Origin of the sequence: Bacteroides sp. 1001136B_160425_E2 (genome assembly GCF_015559655.1) — a bacterium.
GTDB lineage: Bacteria > Bacteroidota > Bacteroidia > Bacteroidales > Bacteroidaceae > Bacteroides > Bacteroides luhongzhouii.
In genome coordinates, this window is the sequence record NZ_JADMQH010000017.1 from 98,419 (window position 1) to 119,341 (window position 20,923).

Here is a 20,923-nt window from a genome sequence, read left to right on the forward strand (position 1 = left end):
AAAACATATCTTAAACACTTCTCTATTCAGAGAATAAACCGTACATTAGCAGAAACTTTAAAATAGAGTCACTATCATGACAAACCAGGATAATTATTGCGTGATTATGGGTGGCGGCATTGGAAGCCGCTTCTGGCCGTTTAGCCGCAAAACATTGCCCAAACAATTTCTAGATTTCTTCGGAACGGGTCGTTCACTTTTGCAACAGACTTTTGACCGGTTCCAAAAGGTTATCCCAACAGAAAATATTCTTATCGTTACCAATGCAATGTATGCGGACTTAGTGAAGGAACAATTGCCCGAAGTCAACGAAGAACAGATTCTGCTGGAGCCCGCAAGACGAAATACCGCTCCATGTATAGCATGGGCCTCTTACCACATCCGAGCACTGAACCCGAACGCCAATATCGTAGTCGCTCCTTCAGACCATTTAATTTTAAAAGAAGATGAGTTTCTTGCCGCTATTGAGAAAGGACTTGATTTTGTTTCACGCTCAGAAAAGTTACTGACATTAGGAATTAAACCCAATCGCCCGGAAACAGGGTACGGATATATACAAATAGACGAACCCGCAGGAGGAAGCTTCTATAAAGTAAAAACATTCACTGAAAAACCGGAACTGGAATTAGCTAAAGTATTCGTAGAGAGTGGAGAATTTTACTGGAATTCCGGCCTGTTTATGTGGAATGTAAATACAATTATCAAAGCAAGTGAAGATTTACTACCTGAATTAGCTTCCAAACTGGCACCGGGAAAAGATATTTATGCCACCGATAAGGAGAAAGCATTTATCGAAGAGAACTTCCCAGCATGTCCTAATGTATCCATCGACTTCGGCATTATGGAGAAAGCGGATAATGTGTATGTATCGTTAGGAGATTTTGGCTGGTCCGATCTTGGAACCTGGGGATCACTTTATGATTTATCGGAAAGAGACCCGGAAGGCAATGTTACTCTGAAGTGCCATTCACTTATATATAATAGTAAAGACAATATGGTAGTACTTCCGAAAGGCAAACTGGCCGTTATCGATGGACTGGAAGGATTTCTGATAGCTGAATCGGAGAACGTTCTTTTGATTTGCCGCAAAGATGAAGAACATGCCATCCGTAAATATGTAAACGATGCCCAAATGCAACTGGGTGATGATTTCATTTAATAATACGCAACCTGACGCCGGAGCAAAAACCGGATAAGATCATACAAATAGCGAACGGTGAACAAACTGCATAATTAATTGCAGAGAGTTCACCGTTCACTGTTTATAATCGAAAAACTTTGTGTGTCTTTAAATAATCATGAGTTTCTAAATAATCTCTATTCCCTGCTCTTTGCAAAGTTGCAGTCCCAGATCTTTCAATTTAAACTTCTGAATCTTTCCACTACCTGTCATCGGGAATTCATTCACAAAGAAGATATATTTCGGAATCTTATAACGAGATATTTTATTTCTGCAGAAATCACGTACATCGGCTTCCTGCATTTGTACTCCTTCCTGCAAAATAATAAATGCTCCGACTGCCTCACCATACTTTTTAGAAGGAATACCTGCCACCTGAACATCTTTTACTCCATCAAGCTTATAAAGAAACTCTTCTATTTCGCGCGGATAAATATTCTCACCACCACGAATAATCATATCCTTGATACGTCCGGTAATCCGGTAATTTCCATCTTCATCCTTGATACCCAAGTCGCCGGAATGCAAAAAGTTGTTTTCATCAAGTACTTCCGCCGTTGCTTCCGGATTCTTATAATATCCTTTCATGGTATTATAACCACGGTTACACATTTCACCTTGTACACCAACCGGACATTCTTCACCTGTTTCAGGATCAATCACCTTCACCTCCGTAAATTCAAAATCACGTCCTACCGTATTACAACGTACATCAAACGGATCATCAATACGAGAAGCTGTCATACCCGGAGCTGCCTCTGTCAATCCATATACACTGGTCACCTTCATATACATCTTCTCTTCTACCTGCTTCATCAGTTCGATAGGACACAGCGAACCCGCCATAATACCTGTACGAAGACAAGACATATCAAAGAGATCGAACATCGGATGATGCAACTCGGCAATAAACATAGTCGGCACACCATAAAGAGCCGTACAACGTTCTTTATGAATAGAAGCCAGCACAACCAACGGGTCGAAACGCTCCACCATCACTTGTGTGCAACCATGAGTCAAACAGTTCATGGTAGCCAATACTACCCCAAAGCAATGGAACAGCGGAACACAACAACAAAGCTTGTCATCTGCCGTGAACTTCATGTGTTCACCGGTCAGGAATCCATTATTAGCAATATTATAATGTGTCAGCATCACCCCTTTCGGAAAACCGGTAGTGCCCGACGTATATTGCATATTTACCACATCATGACAATCAACCTTGCTTTTGAGTTCGCTCAAACGGTCATCTTCCACATTATTTCCCAACAACAGAATCTCCGCCGTATTATACATACCACGATGCTTTTCCTGACCTACATACACTACATTGCGCATATATGGAAAACGTTCACTCTTCAAATGTCCGCGCTCACAGGTTTTCAATTCAGGAAGCATCGTATAAGTCATTTGTACAAAGTCGCTATCCTTTTCTCCATTCACTATACAAAGCGTATGCATATCCGAGTTCTGACAAAGATACTCTAATTCCGATTGCTTATAATTCGTATTTACTGTAACATATACTGCACCAATTTTCGCGCAAGCATACAATAATGTCAACCAATCAGGAACATTAGCAGCCCAGATACCCACATGGGTACCTCGTTCCACACCAATGGCGATCAGACCTTTCGCCATATCATCTACACGCTGGTTAAACTGGCTCCAGGTAAAACGGAGATTACGGTCGGAATATACAATATATTCCTTATCGGGAGTCTCTTCAGCCCAGTGCTCCAGCCACTGTCCCAAAGTACGATCAAATAATTGCATGTAATTATACTTAAATCTTGTTTCCTACTATTTCAATCAAATCGGTGTGTAAATTACTGCCAGTATTTTTGCAGCCTGTCCCTCATAAGCATGTACATGATGAGGAACAATGGAATCATAATAAATACTATCACCTTCTTCCAGCAGATAGGTGTTCTTGCCATAGCTGATTTCCATGACACCTTCCATAACCATGATAAACTCCTCTCCTTCATGAGAAGAAAGCACGAAGTCAGTATCTTCCGTCGGCATCACATCAATAATAAACGGTTCCATGTGACGGTCCGCCTTCGACTTGGACAACGAATGATATTCCATATGTTTGCGAGAGTGAATCGCATTATTGGAAAAACTGATCGCATCCTTGGCTTCTTTCTTGCGGCATACTACCGGTCCCACTTCATCCTGATCATCAAGGAAAGTACCCAGACGTACTCCCAACACACGCGCAATCTTAATCAGCGGTGCGAGAGAAGGTATATCAATGTTATTCTCAATACGTTCAACCTGTTCGATAGCCAAACCTGAACGTTGCGCCAACTCTTCTATGGTTATTGATTTATCTTCGCGGAGGGCTTTAATTTTCTCGCCAACAATCTTACTTGTATCCATTTTGAAAGCATTTTAGTTATCAAAGGTGATAAATTATAATAATTAAGCTGCAAAAATAGCAAAATCTTTAGATGAATACAATTATAACCGAAGAAAATACGATTGTCAGGAAGAAAAAGAAGAAACTAAAAAAAAGCCGCTCCTCGATAATGAGGAACGGCTTTAAATCTTTTCGCGACAAGTAGATTACTTACGCAAACCGAGCTCTTTAACAATAGCACGATATCTTTCGATATCTCTTGCTTTCAGGTAGTCGAGTAAACGACGACGCTTACCTACCAACATTGTTAACGCTCTTTCAGTACTATAATCTTTTCTGTTGAGCTTCATGTGCTCAGTCAGGTGAGAAATACGGTAGGAAAACAATGCCACTTGGGCCTCAGCTGAGCCGGTGTCAGTGTTAGACTTTCCGTACTTTCCGAAGATTTCTTGCTTTTTAGCAGCGTCTAAATACATAATTCTTAGAATTTTAATTGATAAATTATTCTTTTGAGCGTGCAAAGATAGGCATTATCTTTATATCACACAACGATTTACAAGAAAAAATTGCTATCATTACGCATATTTCTAATCCTATTTTCGTACCTTTGCAGCCAAATAATAGGTATTATATGCAAAATATTCGAAACATTGCAATCATTGCCCATGTTGACCATGGGAAAACAACGCTGGTTGACAAGATGCTATTGGCCGGAAATTTATTCCGCAGCAACCAAAATAGTGGTGAACTTATCTTGGATAACAACGATTTGGAACGCGAACGTGGTATAACGATTCTTTCCAAAAACGTATCCATCAATTACAACGGTACAAAAATTAATATTATTGATACTCCGGGACACAGCGACTTCGGTGGTGAGGTAGAACGTGTATTGAATATGGCCGATGGCTGTATTCTGTTGGTAGATGCCTTCGAAGGTCCGATGCCCCAGACTCGTTTCGTACTGCAAAAGGCGCTCGAAATTGGTCTGAAGCCCATTGTGGTAGTTAATAAGGTAGATAAACCTAATTGCCGCCCGGAAGAAGTTTACGAGATGGTTTTCGACTTGATGTTCAGCTTGAACGCAACGGAAGATCAGCTGGACTTCCCCGTGATTTACGGTTCCGCCAAGAACAACTGGATGAGTACCGACTGGCAGCAACAAACTGACAGCATCACTCCGTTACTGGATTGTATCGTCGAAAACATTCCGGCACCGCAACAATTGGAAGGTACTCCCCAGATGTTGATTACTTCTTTGGATTATTCTTCATATACCGGCCGTATCGCCGTAGGTCGCGTACATCGTGGTACATTAAAAGAAGGTATGAATATAACGCTTGCGAAACGTAACGGTGATATGTTCAAGAGCAAAATTAAGGAACTCCATGTTTTCGAAGGTTTAGGCCGCGTGAAAACAAATGAGGTTTCTTCCGGTGACATCTGCGCACTGGTAGGTATCGACGGATTCGAGATTGGAGATACAGTGTGTGATTTCGACAATCCGGAAGCATTGCCACCAATCGCAATTGACGAACCGACCATGAGTATGTTGTTTGCTATCAACGATTCTCCTTTCTTCGGTAAGGATGGTAAGTTTGTGACTTCACGTCATATCCACGATCGTTTGATGAAGGAACTCGACAAGAACCTGGCTCTCCGCGTAAGAAAGAGTGAAGAAGACGGTAAATGGATTGTTTCCGGCCGTGGCGTACTCCACCTTTCTGTGTTAATTGAAACAATGCGCCGCGAGGGATATGAATTGCAGGTAGGTCAGCCGCAGGTTATCTTCAGAGAAATCGACGGTGTGAAATGCGAACCGATTGAAGAGTTGACCATCAACGTACCGGAAGAATATTCCAGCAAGATTATTGATATGGTTACCCGCCGTAAAGGTGAAATGGTAAAGATGGAAAATACAGGCGAACGCATCAATCTTGAATTCAATATGCCTTCACGCGGTATCATCGGTTTGCGTACCAACGTACTGACAGCTTCTGCCGGCGAAGCCATTATGGCGCACCGTTTCAAAGAATATCAGCCACACAAAGGAGAAATAGAACGCCGTACCAATGGTTCTATGATTGCTATGGAAAGCGGAACAGCTTTTGCTTATGCCATCGACAAATTGCAGGATCGCGGTAAGTTCTTTATTTTCCCGCAGGACGAAGTTTATGCAGGACAAGTAGTAGGCGAGCACTCTCATGACAACGACCTGGTTATCAACGTAACCAAATCGAAAAAATTGACGAATATGCGTGCTTCCGGTTCGGATGACAAGGTACGCCTGATTCCGCCTATCCAGTTCTCACTTGAAGAAGCGCTGGAATATATTAAGGAAGATGAATATGTAGAAGTTACTCCAAAGGCAATGCGTATGCGTAAAGTGATTTTGGACGAAATCGAACGTAAACGTGCCAACAAGAACTAACCATTCTTTCATTATATTATAGTAGAAATCCCGGTGAAACGCTGTGTTTTACCGGGATTCTATTTTTTCTGCAAATATGGCACGCATTACTAATACAACAGCACCCTACCACACCCGCCAGACAAATCAACAGGATAGGATGAAGATTCCATTTCCATGTAACCCAAAAGGTTGCCGCAAAAATACCAATACTTTTATAGTCCATAAAATATTCTCTATTCATCATAAGCAATGCAGCCGAAGCAATCAGAGCAACCGACATAGGAAGCAGTCCGGACGTAGCCGCCTTTAAAAGTAAATAGTCTCGTTTTGACAAATATAGGAAAAAACTAAACAGACAGTATTCCTTTTCATAGAAAGACACAATATAGCAATAAAAAAGGCGGTTCGAAATCGAACCGCCTTCCATATTATATCTGATTCTCCAATTAGAGTTTCGGACCAGCTGCAACCAAAGCTTTACCAGCTTCGTTACCAGTAAATTTAGCGAAGTTCTTGATGAAACGTCCAGCCAAATCTTTTGCTTTTTCTTCCCATTTGCAAGCACATTCGTAAGTGTCGCGTGGGTCAAGGATCTTCGGATCAACACCCGGAAGTTCTGTAGGAACAACAAAGTCGAAGAAAGGAATAACCTTAGTAGGAGCTTTGTCAATAGAACCATCAAGAATAGCGTCGATGATACCACGAGTATCTTTGATAGAGATACGTTTGCCGGAACCATTCCAACCAGTGTTAACCAAGTATGCTTTAGCACCAGTCATTTCCATCTTCTTAACCAGTTCTTCTGCATATTTAGTTGGGTGCAATGACAAGAAAGCAGCACCGAAGCAAGCAGAGAATGTCGGAGTCGGTTCAGTGATACCACGTTCTGTACCAGCCAATTTAGCAGTAAATCCAGACAAGAAATAGTACTGAGCTTGTTCAGGGTTCAGGATAGATACTGGAGGCAATACACCGAATGCATCAGCTGACAAGAAGATAACTTGTTTAGCGTGAGGACCTTTAGACACCGGTTTAACGATATTTTCGATGTGGTAGATAGGATAAGAAACGCGAGTGTTTTCAGTCACGCTCTTATCTGTGAAATCGATCTTGCCGTTAGCGTCAACTGTTACGTTTTCAAGCAAAGCGTCACGTGTGATAGCATTGTAGATATCCGGTTCGCTTTCTTTATCCAGGTTGATAACCTTAGCGTAGCAACCACCTTCGTAGTTGAATACACCTTCGTTATCCCATCCGTGTTCGTCGTCACCGATCAACTTACGTTTCGGGTCAGTAGACAAAGTAGTCTTACCTGTACCGGACAGACCAAAGAAGATAGCCGAGCTAGTTCCTTCCATATCCGTGTTAGCAGAGCAGTGCATAGAAGCGATACCACGAAGCGGGTTCATGTAGTTCATGATAGAGAACATACCTTTCTTCATTTCACCACCGTACCAAGTATTCAGGATTACTTGTTCTTTAGTCTTCAGGTTGAATACTGTAGCAGTTTCAGAGTTCAAGCCCAGTTCTTTGTAGTTGTCAACTTTTGCTTTAGAAGCGTTGAAACATACGAAATCAGGTTCTCCGTAGTTAGCAAGTTCTTCAGCAGTCGGGCGGATGAACATGTTAGTTACGAAGTGAGCCTGCCAAGCTACTTCCATGATGAAACGTACTTTCATACGAGTAGCTTCGTTAGCACCACAGAAAGTATCAACAACGAACAAACGTTTGCCGGAAAGTTGTTTTACAGCTTTAGCTTTCAAATCAGCCCAAGCTTCTTCAGTACATGGTTTGTTGTCGTTTTTGTAATCTTCAGAAGTCCACCATACAGAATCAGCAGAAGCTTCATTCTTAACGAAGAATTTATCTTTAGGAGAACGACCGGTATAGATACCTGTCATCACGTTCACAGCGCCTAATTCAGTTACTTGACCTTTTTCAAAGCCTTCCAGACTCGGTTTTGTTTCTTCAGCGAACAAAACATCATAAGACGGATTGTGCAAAATCTCGGTCACACCTGTGATGCCGTACTTGCTTAAATCTAAATTTGCCATTTTCTTTGAATTAATTAAAATTGGTATTTTGTTTTCTATCTCTTTTCACCTTAACATAGGGGAGCCTAGAATACCCCCTTGTAAATCCGGCTACAAAAGTAATACTTTCTTTGGAAAGGAAGAAGGTATTAGAGAAATTTTTCCCTAATTGAAACTCTTTTATAAATTCCTAACAATATCTGCAAACTGAATATTGCAATTTGAAAGATTATCGTTTACTTTGCAAGCCAGTATGCTGACAATACTGTGAAAATGAGATTAAAATCTGATTAAAAAATAATATGAAAGTAATTGATTTTGGCCAAACTAATTCGATTCTAAACCAGTACATATCCGAAATTAGAAATGTAGAAGTTCAGAACGACCGCCTGCGTTTCCGCCGTAACATCGAACGGATCGGAGAAATCATGGCTTATGAAATGAGTAAAGAGTTTAAATACTCGGTAAAGAACATCCAGACACCACTGGGAATCGCTCCGGTCAGTACGCCGGACAATAATCTAGTAATCAGCACTATTCTGCGTGCAGGTTTGCCTTTCCATCAAGGTTTCCTTAGTTATTTCGACGGGGCGGAGAATGCGTTTGTTTCCGCTTATCGCAAATATAAAGATACGCTAAAATTCGATATACACATAGAATATATCGCTTCTCCCCGCATTGATGACAAAACGCTGATTATCACCGACCCTATGTTGGCAACTGGGGGTAGTATGGAACTTAGTTACCAGGCAATGCTGACGAAAGGACACCCTGCCGAAATTCATGTTGCTTCGATTATCGCCAGCCAAAAGGCTATCGATCATATAAAGAATGTATTTCCTGAAGACAAGACAACAATCTGGTGCGCAGCCATCGACCCCGAACTCAACGAACATTCTTACATTGTTCCGGGACTGGGCGATGCAGGCGATCTTGCCTACGGTGAAAAAGAATAAATGTTTAAAGATTCTTCCGATATTGCTGCGGTGAAACCCCAACCTGCTTCTTAAAGAACGTACCGAAATAAGAGGCATTGGGGAAGCCGAAGGCATTTGAAATCTCCTGAATATCCTTCTGCGTATTTTTAAGTAACGAAATACTCTTACGAATGATAGCTTTGAATACAAGTTCCTGCACGGTATATCCGCAGATACTTTTAGAAACGGCAGAAAGATATTTAGGAGACAAACACAATTTATCCGCATAAAACTCAACGCTGCGTTCCTGCATATAATATTTTTCGATCAACTGGATCAGATGAATAAAGACTTCGTTTTTGCGTCCTCCCACTTCCCGCCCGCCATTAACGAGTTTGCGATTATAAATGGAACAAATCCTGTACGTCAATGCAAGTAGAAGTAATTTCTGCTCATAAAGTTTAAATGAATTTTCTTCCGACTGTAACACATTGTCCAATAAAGACATATACTTTACTATCTCTTCTTCCTCACCAGTAGCCCATACACAAGAAGGTTCTTCGGGAGTAAGGCGAGAATACATATACATGGAAACAACCAGATTCCCCATAATATCCCGGATAGGTTCTATCTGATAGATCAAAATCTGCACCTTCATGTCTTCCGACTCTTGCAAAACCTGAAACTCGCCATCTTCGGGAATAAACAAACTTTCGCCCGCTTCAGCGGAATGCTTTTTCTGATTAAGCGAAAACTGGAAATTACCTTGGTGGCAAATAATCAGCCCCAGTCCTTTCATTTGAAAAGGTTTCTTCAGTGAGGGTGGAAAATTTACAAATATCCCTTCGGAACTACATATATTTTTCCCACTTAACAAATTGCGATCAAACTGCAATAAACGATTTTGTCCGCCATCCATCATACTAATATATTAACAGATCATTATCAAAAACGACACTAAGTTAGCAATTCTCGTTTAGGATAAGGAACAACAAGCACAAATATCATACAAATTAATCCACCATAAATTGTCCATCCCGCCATCTCTTTGAGTGCAGAGAGCGTGGCCTGCACCTGAATACGCCCTTTAGTAGATATAGCAGCCATGTTACGGGCTTCCGTCTCACTCTTTCCCTGATATTTCATACCCTGTACCGTACCGAGGAAGGAAGTGGAAGCATCCGGATTAAGCAGGTCCACATTTTGCGCATAACGGGTGATATAGTGTTGCTGCCGTTCCTGCAAAACATTTGTATAAATTGCTCCGCCAATACTCGGTCCCACAACCATACGTACGGTAAGCATAATACAGATCCAAGTGGAAAGATATTTAAAAGGCATACGTTGATTGGCATAAGCTGCCGTCAACGCATACAGAATCATCATGCCTGTGGCACGGATGATAACTGCATATTTCAGACGCTCGTAAACTCCTGCTGTCTGCACCTCGAAATACATGAAAACAGCTGATAAAGACAGGAAGAAGAATCCCATCGCAAACAGATACTTAAAATGTAATCCTTTACCTCCCAACACCATAGCAATCACGGCACCAACAGCATAACCTACCATACACCAATTACCTAATGAAGCATTCTGCAGATTATCAAGATGCATCCCCACTCCTGCAAACACATTGACAAACATAGCACTGGAGTTTATCACCATCAATAATAAGTAAAGTAATGCTCCCATACGTATAGTACGCAGTTTGAACGCATCCAGCAAAACATAAGGCGACCGGCGCGTTACGTCCATATAAAGAAAAGCTCCCGCAAAAAGAATACTTACAGCTGTCGCCCAACGGATAGATTCGTCATCATACCAGTCGAGTACTTTTCCATAAACCAGCACATACGTGAGACAAGTCAGCGAGATGCAAAATGCAGTGACATTGCCGAACTTACGGAAATTAATAGGAAACCTTCCGGGAAACTTATAATTCGGCATGGTAATAAACAGGAGCAAAATAGAGATCAAAAGAATCCCCATCATAAAGTAATACACATATTTCCACTCATATTCAAAGGACAGCCAAGCCGTCAATGCTGTGCCTGACTGTCCCAGAATCATAAAAAACAGATAAACAGCCGGCTGACTCACACATCTTTCAATGTCCAATTTATTCCAACCGGCAGTATCTTTCGGCTCCAAGCCCGGAGTTATATTGCGGGTAGCTTCCATTCCACCCGCATACCAAATGAGTGTGAACAGATTGACCATCATCAGTACCATACGCAAGAAACCCGTCAGAAGACTACAAAGCGCCAACAGAAAAACGCTGTCTGTCTTTGCACAGATATAACTGAATATATACATGAACGCAAACCCGACAATACACATCATCTTCTCCCGCCGTACACACACCAACTGATATAGGAAAGGCGCAAAGGCTGCCATACCAATAGAAGTTACAAAATTGGCAAACTGGATATGCTCGGATATAATGCCAAGCCCGCTCATCATTTCGGTGCTATTCACCGAATAAACCCCGCCTACCGTAAGAATCGGCAGAAAGAAGAATAACAGAATGATAATACCCAACGGCTTGGGCATCCAGCTATAGAAAGGATAATTTTTAGGATAAGAGGGCATCGGATTAATTAAAAATTACAAATTAAAAATTATAAGGCAGTGTATATAGACAGAAAGGTCGGAGGGATTAGAGTTTGGCTTTCACTACTACCATCATGCCTGCGGCTAATCGTTCGTTATCTTCTTTCGACAAATCGGTGAAATCGATTCGTACGGGAATACGTTGCTGAATCTTCACAAAGTTACCTGCCGAATTATCCGTCGGCACTAATGAATATTTAGACCCGGTAGCTCCTGATATAGAGGTGACTTTGCCTTTAAACTCTTTATCGCTAATGGCATCTACTGTGACAAATACTTCCTGTCCGATATGCAGATTCTCGATTTGTGTCTCCTTATAATTGGCAACGATCCATTTCTGGGTATCAGGAAGAATATAGGTGACGGTCTGCCCTGCCGAAATAAACTGTCCTTCCTCTAATGAGCGGCGGCCGAGCTTTCCGTTACAAGGAGCTATTACAACCGTATAAGAAAGATTCAACCGGGCCATTTCAAGTGCAGCTGTTGCTCTTTGAATGGCCGCTTCGGTATTCATGCGACGGTAGGACACTTCATCTACACCGGAAAGAGCTGCTTTTTTCTGCCTTTTCGTAGCCTCCAGTTTCTTATGCGTAGCTTCATAATCAGTGACGATCTGTTCAAGTTGGATAGGAGTAGCCGCATTTCGTTTCACGAGGTTCTCATACCGTTTCCGGTCTTTTTCCAGTTTCGCCAACCGTACTTCAATTTCGGCAATAGACGCATCATAAACAGATGCTGTTGTCTGCGTGGTATTGAGTGTTGCATTGATGACTGTCGCACCGGCTTGCGCATCTTTCAAGGCAGCTTCAGCTTCCATTACGCGGATTTTATATTCACGATCATCCAGTATCAGCAAAGTATCTCCTTTATGTACCTCCTGATGTTCTGTAAAGTAGATTTTGTCAATGTAACCCGAGGCACGTAGATTGATAGGAGACACATATTGTTCTATTTGTGCATCGTTACTAGTCTCCGTCTGGCTATAATTCAAAAAAAGGCAGATCACTTCAATCACTCCCCAAACAATAATAGCCACTCCGAGAAGGCTGATAGCAATCTGCCAGCGACGAAGTTTCTTCATTTTTTTTGCTTTCTCCTGATGAGTAGCGGAAGGAATGTTATTTTCCATTGTTTCCATATTTATGATTGTTATTTGCGTATTATTTGACTAATGATTCTATTTGTCCGGTCAGTTTAAGCAGCATCAGGTTAGTCACCCGATAGTTATAATGTGCGCTGATATAATTGTTTTGAGCTTCACTCATCTGCATTTCATCTTGCAGCACTTCCGTCATGGAAGCGATGCCTTCCCGGTAACGGTCGGAAGTGACTGCGTACACATCTTCGGCAAGCAAGTAGTTATCCTTCTGTTTCTTAAAGTTACGCTGATTGTTCATCAGGTCGTTCACAGCATTCAGATATTGAGTTTGCAAATTCTTCCGGGCATCTTCCCATGCCAGTCTTCTGTTCTCTATATCAATCATCGCCTTTTTTATTTTATAGGTTTTATCCAGTCCGTCGAAAATCGGAATACGCAAGGTTAGCCCCACCCCATAGGAACGAAACCATTGATTGGACGGACCGGAGTGGAACCAATGATAACCCTTATCCGTATATGCAGCATATCGCCAACTGCCTGTCAGACTAAGAGAAGGGATATATCCATTAGTAATGATCTTCTTTTGTCGTTCCGCCAGTTGCACTTGCGATTGTGAGAGTTGAAGTTCATAGATGTTTTCCGACAAGCCGGTCAGGGCTACCGTAGTAATGCTATCGGCATTTACCGGTGTCAGTGCGATTTCCTTTTCAGCCGGATAATCCATAATGTATTTCAGCATATTCAATTGCTGTTTCATCATGGCTTGTGCATTATCATATTGCACCTTCAGATTTTCCAAATTGATATTGACTCTTTTCAGATCGACTTCCATAGACATTCCGTTATCAAAGAAAGCCTGTGTAATATCTCTCAATTCTTCCAAACGAGTGATATTTGCTTTTATCAGCATGATTTGTTCAGCTGTGACCTGTCCGAGATAATACATCTTACTGATTTGAAGAATAACATCTTCCCTGGCTTTTCCATAAGACAGACGACTGATTTCTTCCATCACTTTAGCTATGGACATAGAAGTATAAAGAGTCTGATTGAAAAGCGGCATCTGCATTTCCAGCCCTGCATTAGCAGAATGTTGCAATGTTTTCGTTATATTATAGGGAACTCCGTAAGATGAACCGTCTGTGACTGACACCGGAGGATCAAAATTGTTATTATAACCGGCCATCGCATTAATTTGCGGCAACAGCTTCGAACGGTTTTCAGATACGCCATATTTACTTTTCTGTATTTCTTTACGTTTCCCTTCTAACGACAAGTTATTGTCAATACCAATACGGAGACAATCCTCTAATGTCAGAATCTCTACCTCCTGTGTGTTCCCGTTTAACACGAATAAGAAAAAAAAGGAAAAAATGAATAGTAGTCTTTTCATAACATAATGCTCTATTATTGGCTACAAATTTAGTAGCTTACAGCATAATAAGACTATCCACAAACTATTTGTTTATATTCATATTTTCCTTTTTCAATGAAGAAACAATAAACAACCACTCCCATAGATAAAAACGTAAATCCTCTTTTAATCTATCATCTGCATCTATCACCTATCACCACCTAAAACCTGTGATATGCTCATCGCAGAAAGAAGCGCCAACAAGAGGCTATTTCAGTTTCATACTTGGAAACTTTAGTTTCTATGGCTTGGCACTTTAGTTTCTATGGCTTGGCACTTTAGTTTCCTCAGTGCGAAACTATAGTTTCTCTAGTGATGAAACTATAGTTTCACACCTAGGAAACTAAGGTTTCTCACTGGGGAAACACTTGTTTCAAGCCTTGAAACGATTAGTTTCCCTATACGAAACGACTTGTCTCCCTACATACAGCTTCTATTCATTCTAAGGCATAATAATATAAAGCCATAGGACGAAGAAAAGTCAGGCTGTTGATAGACAAATCTCCGTCCTTAGTCGATTTTATTTTTATCTATTCCAATATCTGCCTAGTTTTGAAGTATTAAAACCAATAAAAGCATAAGAAAGATGAGAAAAGACATGAAACTGATAGGATTGATAGCCTGCTTACTGTGTTGCGCAGGTTTTGCCAATGCACAAGAAGCCAATAAAACGCAAGAAAGGCGGCAACAAGAAAAGCGTCTTCCACGCGAAGTTCTGAATCCGGAAAAGGTAGCAACCCAGATGACAGACCAAATGAACAAGTCACTTCAACTGACAGATAAACAATATAAAAAAATATATAAGTTAAACTTGAAAGAGCAGAAAGCATTCTTCAAGGCTATGCAAAATTCGGGTGACCAACGTCCGCCAATGGGAGAAGGGCCTGGCATGCGGGGAGGACGTCCGCCAATGGGCGGAGGTCAACCACCCATGATGGGAGAAAGTGGTTTCCCAGGCAGAATGGGAGGCGGTCCGATGATGCGCAGAGATACCAATTCTGCCGACTCACTAAAGAAAGCCGCAGAAGCCAAAGAGAAGAAAATAAAAAAGATTCTGACAAAAGAGCAGTATGAGAAATGGCAGGCCGAACAAAGTGCCGCGCGAAAAAAAGCTTCTCAAAGAAGAATGCATAAAGAGATTCATTCCGACGAAAACCCGGATTTTGAACAGAAAAGTCTATAAATATCACACTTTATATGTTTCTATGAACAGCGTTTGTTTTTCATAATTTTTTAGTGAATGCAAAGTAACGGCTCTCTTCGTGATGAAGAGAGCCGCCCTTATTTAATAACCTTATGATATATACAATAGGTTTATATGCTATTTCATTCAAGACTTCTTCGCTATCTTGTTCCGCTGCATCCATGCAAGGACCATAACCCCGATCAGCAACAAAGCCAGCGCTGCATAAGCAATACTTTCTGTAACCTGTATGCTTTGCGGATCAAACCACATTTCGATGGTATGTTCCCCTGCCGGTACATTTATCGCACGTAAGATATAATCTGCACGGGCAATATCAACGGGCTGACCGTCAATAGTCGCCTGCCATCCCGGATAATATATTTCGGAGAAAACAACAACTCCATCTTTAGGAGTGGAAGCTTTATAAACCAGACGATTCGGCTCGTAACTAGTCAATCGGATGGTAGATAGAGAATCTTTATATCCTTCTGTCACACCTTTCAATTGTTCTTTAAACTTCACATCCACTACGGCTGTTTCCGTTGGAAGAATATCATTCAAAGCATCAATTTCTTCATTTGCATTATTTACATACTGCACCTTATCAACAAACCACGCATTACCATATGCATAAGGATTTACCACAGGAACAGCCTGCCCCTGCTCTCCGGCAGGGAAAATGAAGTATTTTGTATTCAGCATATTCAGTACACGGAATTTGGAAGCGTCTACACTGTCCATCTGTCCGCCGGCAGTAGCCACCGCCTGATAGGTCTCCTGCATTTCGGGCATGATATGATGATCTATCATTTCCTGATAGCGACGGAGCTTCGCTGCATGATAGCCACCGACACTTTTATGCCAGTATGCTGTATTGTTTTCATTAAACGTATTACCGGGAAAGCCTATAAAGTTCAACACACGATAATTTAAAGTAGTATCCTGAAGGATCATCTCATCCGCCTGTGTTTTAACAAACGCTTCCGTCTGCTTGGATTTCGGCACAAACTGTTCGTCATTCAAATAGCGTTTATTGACGCTCCACATATCTATCAGACATAAAAGCGCAATACCAGCCAATGTGAAAGAAGCTTTCAACTTCCGCTGTTGATATAAGAATAAAAACAGGCAACCAATCACGATAATAAAGAAACTGCGCCATGCATCTGAAGCAACCATAGCTTTACGCATTTCGGTCAGATTGGCTACAATCGGCGCAAGATGTTGGACACGGGATTCGGCAGGAAGCACTTGCTCCAAAGTAGCTATTTCTTGTGCTGTAACAAAGCTGGAGGAGGAGACTCCCGGAGCAACCGCCAGAATCAACGCAACACCGGCAGTCAATACCAGAGTAGCAATCACGCCTACGCGATTCTCTTTCAATTTCAACGTATCCGGCTTGTTCAAAATCTCTTTCAAGGCAAAAATCGCCAGCAAAGGAATGGTAAATTCAGCAATCACCAAAATGGAAGAAACAGCGCGGAACTTGTTGTACATCGGAACGTAATCGATAAAGAAGTCTGTCAGTCCCATGAAATTCTTTCCCCATGAAAGCAGAATCGAAAAGATAGTAGCTCCCAGCAATGCCCATTTGAGAGGACCTTTCACAATGAAACAACCTAATACGAACAGGAACATTACAAATGCCCCGACATATACCGGTCCAGCAGTCCATGGCTGTTCACCGAAGTATTGTCGTGGAAACTGTGAATAGATGCTACTATATAGCGGATTGGCCTTTGCCATAGCAACTTCGCTTTGCGACATCGTAGACCCTGATCCTCCTCCTTTTACGTTCGGAACCAGCAACGTCAATGTCTCGCCGATACCATAACTCCAGTTGGTTATGTAGTCACGGTCCAACCCGCTACTTGTCTGGCTGGCCGCAGCGCCCTCCTGCTTCAATTCGCTCTTGCCGCGCATCGTCTCCTTACTATATTCATAAGTATGATACAGATTGGAGATATTGATGCAAACTCCTACCACAGCAGCCAATGCCAAAATTGCGCTGGCCTTGAAGAAATGGGGCAGTTCTTTCTTTTTATAAGCATCTTCAAAGTACGCTCCCACGAAGAACAGGATCACAAACATGAAATAATAGCTCATCTGAATGTGATTCGACTGAATCTGAAGGGCGATAAACAGCGCCGTAATAATTCCGCCCAACAAGTATTTCTTCCGGTAAGCCAGAACGACACCCGCAATCGTAGGTGGAATATAAGCCAACGTCACAAACTTCCAAATGTGCCCTGCCGGTATCAGAATGAAGAAATAGGAAGAAAATGCCCACATCACTCCGCCCAATCCTGCCAGCCAGGCCGATATACCAAAGGCCCGCAAGAGAATATAGAATCCCAGCATCATAATAAAAGTCAGCACTACATAATCCGGGAGAAAGAGGCGATAAACCTTCTCCACCCCTTTCAGGGATGTTGTCGAGTCGTAACTCGGAGACATCTGATAGGTAGGCATACCTCCAAAAATCGAATTCGTCCAGCGCGTACGTTCTCCGGTACGTTCGAGATACTCTTTCGATTCTTGTCCCGCGCCGACTCCGGCAGCCGTGTCATGCTGAAACAAGATACGACCTTCAATATCAGCCGGAAAAAAATAGGCGAAAGAAAGAATGATAAAAGCCAGAATGGCTATTAAGTCGGGAAGAAACTTTTTCATTTACAATGACACGATTTACTATTTACGATTGAAGTTTGAATATAAAATAAATTACGATCTGACAATCTAACATTTACAATTGATAACGGTAGAATACCGATCTCCCACATTTATCAATCGTAAATAGAAAATCGTCAAATCGTAAATCTAATTAGTATCTATAATGATCTGCTTTATAAGGTCCGTCCACTGACACACCAATATAAGCAGCCTGTTCAGGAGTCAACTTAGTCAGTTTCACGCCGATCTTTTCAAGATGCAGGCGGGCAACTTCTTCGTCCAGATGCTTCGGCAAGCGATATACATTGATATCATATTTCTTGTTGAACAGCTCTATCTGCGCCAATGTCTGATTGGTGAATGAATTACTCATCACAAATGACGGATGGCCGGTTGCACATCCCAGATTTACCAAACGACCGTCAGCAAGCAGAATGATGCTGTGACCATCCGGGAAATAATAACGGTCTACTTGCGGTTTGATGTTCACACATTTGATGCCCGGATAATGTTTCAAGGCTTCCACCTGAATTTCATTATCGAAGTGACCGATGTTGCAAACAATAGACTGATCTTTCATTTTCTCCATGTGGTCGATACGGATAATATCGATATTACCTGTGGTAGTCACGAAAATGTTACCTTCCATGCAAGCTTCTTCCATAGTCACCACTTCAAAGCCTTCCATGGCAGCCTGCAATGCACAGATCGGGTCTACTTCCGTCACGAGTACCCGCGCTCCGTAAGAACGCATAGAATGAGAACAGCCTTTACCCACATCACCATAACCACATACTACCACCACTTTTCCGGCAATCATCACATCCGTTGCACGCTTGATACCGTCAGCCAGCGATTCGCGACAGCCATACAGATTGTCAAACTTAGATTTTGTGACCGAATCATTCACATTGAATGCCGGGAACAACAGCTTGCCTTCTTCCTGCATCTGATACAAACGATGTACGCCTGTCGTAGTTTCTTCAGACACACCACGCACCTCTTCCGCTACACGATGCCAGCGAGTACTGTCTTCCGCCAATACTTTCTTCAAGATTGCATTCAGTTCTATTTCGTCCTCTGCATGTACTTCTTTATCCAATACGGCAGCATTATTCTCCGCATCATAACCTACGTGAATCATCATCGTAGCGTCACCGCCATCATCTACAATCACATTCGGCCCTTTACCACCGGCAAAGTTCAATGCCTGCAATGTACACCACCAATAATCAGCAAGAGTCTCCCCCTTCCATGCAAACACAGGCACACCCGCAGCAGCTATTGCAGCTGCCGCATGATCCTGCGTTGAATATATATTACAAGAGCACCAACGTACTTCAGCTCCTAAAGCCACTAATGTTTCAATCAGCACAGCCGTCTGAATGGTCATGTGCAACGATCCCATAATGCGGGCACCTTTTAACGGTTTGGATTCTCCATACTTTTCGCGAAGAGCCATCAGGCCGGGCATTTCTTTTTCTGCCAAATCGATTTCCTTGCGTCCGAAATCAGCAAGTGTAATATCTGCCACCTTATAGGGCAGAGTAGAGAATAATTCTGTAGACATATTGTAAATCATTTATATATAATTGGTGCAAAGATAGAACATTCTGATTAGTAGGGCAAAAGCTATCCGTTTTTTTTATGTTATAATAACTTGGGAGGCAATCCGCGTCTCAGAATATTGTCTTATATTTGCAACAGATGAAACAATTTCTACAACATTCTAATGAATAACAATAAATCTTCTATGAGACATTACGAGAGCAAAACGAAGGAGGAACTTTTAGAAATAATCGAACAATTAGAGGAGAAGATTGATTTTCTTTCCTCTCATTCTTCGCCTCCCTCCCAAAAACGTTTTCGCGATAAATATAGCACCCGGATATTGGATGCCCTCCCCGATATGCTCACCGTCTTCGACCATGATGCCAATATTATAGAGCTTGCTTCTTCGCCGGCTACCAACCACGTAGAAGGTATCAATGCCAGTAATATCACCACCACTAACGTAAAAGATATCCTGCCGGAAGAAGCTTATGAAAGCGTCCGCAAGAATATGGATAAAGTGATCCTCACGGGAGAAAGTTCCACAGCCAGACATGACCTGATGTTGGACGGTGTTTTACATCACTACGAAAACCGCATCTTTCCTTTGGATAATGAATATCTGTTATGTATGTGCCGTGATATATCCCAACAATGGGAGGCAGAACAGACGAACGCGCAACAACAGAAAGAGCTGAAGGCCGCCAGAGTCAAGGCAGAAGAATCGGACCGGCTGAAATCTGCCTTTCTTGCAAACATGAGCCATGAAATACGCACTCCGCTCAATGCGATTGTCGGATTCTCCAAACTAATCACTAACGCAACATCTACGGAAGAGAAAAATCAATATGCGGAAATCATCGAACGCAATTCGGAAATGTTACTGAATCTATTCAACGATATTCTGGATCTGGCCTCACTGGAGGCCGACTCTTTAAAATTCAACATCCGTCCGATCAAGTTAACAGATATCTGTTTGCAACTGGAGCAACAGTTTTGCCACAAGACGCAAAACGGAGTCAAACTTATTTTAGATGATGTAGATGCGGACATGTATGCCTCCGGTGACTGGAATCGTATTATACAAATCATAAGTAACTTACTTAGTAACGCCACGAAGTTTACCCCCAAAGGAGAAATTCATTTCGGGTATCGGGAAAAAGAGGATTTTGTAGAGTTCTACGTGAAAGATAGCGGCATCGGTATTCCGGCAGAAAGAGTTGCCACTATTTTCCGCCGCTTTGGAAAGGTCAACGATTTTGTTCAGGGAACCGGATTGGGGCTGACTCTTTGCAGAATGTTAGTAGAAAAAATGGGAGGACGTATCTGGCTGCGCTCCCAGGAGGGGCAGGGAAGCAGGTTTTATTTCACTCTCCCTTTGATTCGCCAATAAATGTGTCAGTTTGAGAATATAAATGACTGTATCCGAGGATGACCCTTATATGACTATTTACAATTAGATACAGATAATAC

At 42.0% G+C, this 20,923-nt stretch carries 15 protein-coding genes and 1 pseudogene; 5 read left to right on the top strand and 11 right to left on the bottom strand.

Features of this window, described 5'->3' with window-relative positions; genetic code table 11:
• The first annotated feature begins 76 nt into the window (after positions 1–76).
• Complete coding sequence (locus I2I04_RS17460; RefSeq protein WP_143259216.1) at positions 77–1,159, top strand: mannose-1-phosphate guanylyltransferase; 1,083 nt, start codon at positions 77–79, stop codon at positions 1,157–1,159.
• A gap of 147 nt (positions 1,160–1,306) precedes the next feature.
• Here I2I04_RS17460 and I2I04_RS17465 read toward each other — a convergent pair whose 3' ends face one another.
• The 3 genes from I2I04_RS17465 to rpsO all read right to left on the bottom strand — a co-directional run bounded on the left by I2I04_RS17465 (position 1,307) and on the right by rpsO (position 4,024).
• Positions 1,307–2,956 (bottom strand): AMP-binding protein, encoded by a 1,650-nt coding sequence (locus tag I2I04_RS17465; protein WP_143259217.1) that lies wholly within the window; start codon positions 2,954–2,956, stop codon positions 1,307–1,309.
• A 36-nt stretch (positions 2,957–2,992) separates the two neighbouring features.
• Positions 2,993–3,568: a helix-turn-helix domain-containing protein gene (locus I2I04_RS17470; RefSeq protein ID WP_143259218.1), complete on the bottom strand. Its 576-nt coding sequence runs from the start codon at positions 3,566–3,568 to the stop codon at positions 2,993–2,995.
• 186 nt (positions 3,569–3,754) lie between these two features.
• Positions 3,755–4,024 (bottom strand): 30S ribosomal protein S15, encoded by a 270-nt coding sequence (gene rpsO / locus I2I04_RS17475; RefSeq protein ID WP_004296393.1) that lies wholly within the window; start codon positions 4,022–4,024, stop codon positions 3,755–3,757.
• A 155-nt stretch (positions 4,025–4,179) separates the two neighbouring features.
• Here rpsO and typA point away from each other — a divergent pair, with 155 nt between their 5' ends.
• Positions 4,180–5,979: a translational GTPase TypA gene (gene typA, locus I2I04_RS17480; protein WP_143259219.1), complete on the top strand. Its 1,800-nt coding sequence runs from the start codon at positions 4,180–4,182 to the stop codon at positions 5,977–5,979.
• A 103-nt stretch (positions 5,980–6,082) separates the two neighbouring features.
• On the opposite strand, the pseudogene I2I04_RS17485 reads toward typA, so the two are convergent.
• A pseudogene (locus I2I04_RS17485) lies at positions 6,083–6,319 on the bottom strand (chromate transporter); the annotation flags it as partial.
• 88 nt (positions 6,320–6,407) lie between these two features.
• A complete protein-coding gene (gene pckA, locus I2I04_RS17490; protein WP_143259220.1) occupies positions 6,408–8,015 on the bottom strand; it encodes a phosphoenolpyruvate carboxykinase (ATP) in 1,608 nt (535 codons plus the stop codon).
• Between the two features lie 281 nt (positions 8,016–8,296).
• Here pckA and upp point away from each other — a divergent pair, with 281 nt between their 5' ends.
• On the top strand, positions 8,297–8,950 hold the full coding sequence (gene upp / locus I2I04_RS17495; RefSeq protein ID WP_004296418.1) for a uracil phosphoribosyltransferase: 654 nt from the start codon (positions 8,297–8,299) through the stop codon (positions 8,948–8,950).
• A gap of 4 nt (positions 8,951–8,954) precedes the next feature.
• Here the strand turns inward: upp and I2I04_RS17500 are convergent, their stop codons facing one another.
• The 4 genes from I2I04_RS17500 to I2I04_RS17515 all read right to left on the bottom strand — a co-directional run bounded on the left by I2I04_RS17500 (position 8,955) and on the right by I2I04_RS17515 (position 14,019).
• Positions 8,955–9,830 carry a helix-turn-helix domain-containing protein gene (locus I2I04_RS17500; protein WP_195470764.1) on the bottom strand — a complete coding sequence of 292 codons (876 nt, stop codon included), beginning with the start codon at positions 9,828–9,830 and terminating at the stop codon, positions 8,955–8,957.
• Positions 9,831–9,868: 38 nt separating this feature from the next.
• The gene (locus I2I04_RS17505) at positions 9,869–11,506 is read right to left on the bottom strand and encodes an MFS transporter (RefSeq protein WP_195655505.1); all 1,638 of its coding nucleotides are present in this window, start codon (positions 11,504–11,506) and stop codon (positions 9,869–9,871) included.
• A 67-nt stretch (positions 11,507–11,573) separates the two neighbouring features.
• Positions 11,574–12,665: an HlyD family secretion protein gene (locus tag I2I04_RS17510; protein ID WP_143259222.1), complete on the bottom strand. Its 1,092-nt coding sequence runs from the start codon at positions 12,663–12,665 to the stop codon at positions 11,574–11,576.
• A 22-nt stretch (positions 12,666–12,687) separates the two neighbouring features.
• Positions 12,688–14,019: a TolC family protein gene (locus I2I04_RS17515; RefSeq protein WP_143259223.1), complete on the bottom strand. Its 1,332-nt coding sequence runs from the start codon at positions 14,017–14,019 to the stop codon at positions 12,688–12,690.
• A gap of 607 nt (positions 14,020–14,626) precedes the next feature.
• Between I2I04_RS17515 and I2I04_RS17520 the strand changes: the two genes are divergently transcribed.
• Positions 14,627–15,223 carry a hypothetical protein gene (locus I2I04_RS17520; protein WP_143259224.1) on the top strand — a complete coding sequence of 199 codons (597 nt, stop codon included), beginning with the start codon at positions 14,627–14,629 and terminating at the stop codon, positions 15,221–15,223.
• Between the two features lie 147 nt (positions 15,224–15,370).
• On the opposite strand, the gene I2I04_RS17525 is transcribed toward I2I04_RS17520, so the two are convergent.
• Positions 15,371–17,899 (bottom strand): YfhO family protein, encoded by a 2,529-nt coding sequence (locus I2I04_RS17525; RefSeq protein WP_195655506.1) that lies wholly within the window; start codon positions 17,897–17,899, stop codon positions 15,371–15,373.
• A 151-nt stretch (positions 17,900–18,050) separates the two neighbouring features.
• Positions 18,051–19,481: an adenosylhomocysteinase gene (ahcY, locus tag I2I04_RS17530; protein WP_143259226.1), complete on the bottom strand. Its 1,431-nt coding sequence runs from the start codon at positions 19,479–19,481 to the stop codon at positions 18,051–18,053.
• A 171-nt stretch (positions 19,482–19,652) separates the two neighbouring features.
• On the opposite strand from ahcY, the gene I2I04_RS17535 reads away from it, so the two are divergent.
• Positions 19,653–20,843 (top strand): PAS domain-containing protein, encoded by a 1,191-nt coding sequence (locus tag I2I04_RS17535; RefSeq protein WP_143259227.1) that lies wholly within the window; start codon positions 19,653–19,655, stop codon positions 20,841–20,843.
• Positions 20,844–20,923 lie beyond the last annotated feature (80 nt).

Excerpts from the sequence above, each read along its gene's own strand:
- I2I04_RS17460 (WP_143259216.1), top strand. The coding sequence starts at position 77 with ATGACAAACCAGGATAATTATTGCGTGATTATGGGTGGCGGCATTGGA.
- I2I04_RS17465 (WP_143259217.1), bottom strand. The coding sequence starts at position 2,956 with ATGCAATTATTTGATCGTACTTTGGGACAGTGGCTGGAGCACTGGGCT.
- I2I04_RS17470 (WP_143259218.1), bottom strand. The coding sequence starts at position 3,568 with ATGGATACAAGTAAGATTGTTGGCGAGAAAATTAAAGCCCTCCGCGAA.
- rpsO (WP_004296393.1), bottom strand. The coding sequence starts at position 4,024 with ATGTATTTAGACGCTGCTAAAAAGCAAGAAATCTTCGGAAAGTACGGA.
- typA (WP_143259219.1), top strand. The coding sequence starts at position 4,180 with ATGCAAAATATTCGAAACATTGCAATCATTGCCCATGTTGACCATGGG.
- pckA (WP_143259220.1), bottom strand. The coding sequence starts at position 8,015 with ATGGCAAATTTAGATTTAAGCAAGTACGGCATCACAGGTGTGACCGAG.
- upp (WP_004296418.1), top strand. The coding sequence starts at position 8,297 with ATGAAAGTAATTGATTTTGGCCAAACTAATTCGATTCTAAACCAGTAC.
- I2I04_RS17500 (WP_195470764.1), bottom strand. The coding sequence starts at position 9,830 with ATGGATGGCGGACAAAATCGTTTATTGCAGTTTGATCGCAATTTGTTA.
- I2I04_RS17505 (WP_195655505.1), bottom strand. The coding sequence starts at position 11,506 with ATGCCCTCTTATCCTAAAAATTATCCTTTCTATAGCTGGATGCCCAAG.
- I2I04_RS17510 (WP_143259222.1), bottom strand. The coding sequence starts at position 12,665 with ATGGAAACAATGGAAAATAACATTCCTTCCGCTACTCATCAGGAGAAA.
- I2I04_RS17515 (WP_143259223.1), bottom strand. The coding sequence starts at position 14,019 with ATGAAAAGACTACTATTCATTTTTTCCTTTTTTTTCTTATTCGTGTTA.
- I2I04_RS17520 (WP_143259224.1), top strand. The coding sequence starts at position 14,627 with ATGAGAAAAGACATGAAACTGATAGGATTGATAGCCTGCTTACTGTGT.
- I2I04_RS17525 (WP_195655506.1), bottom strand. The coding sequence starts at position 17,899 with ATGAAAAAGTTTCTTCCCGACTTAATAGCCATTCTGGCTTTTATCATT.
- ahcY (WP_143259226.1), bottom strand. The coding sequence starts at position 19,481 with ATGATTTACAATATGTCTACAGAATTATTCTCTACTCTGCCCTATAAG.
- I2I04_RS17535 (WP_143259227.1), top strand. The coding sequence starts at position 19,653 with ATGAGACATTACGAGAGCAAAACGAAGGAGGAACTTTTAGAAATAATC.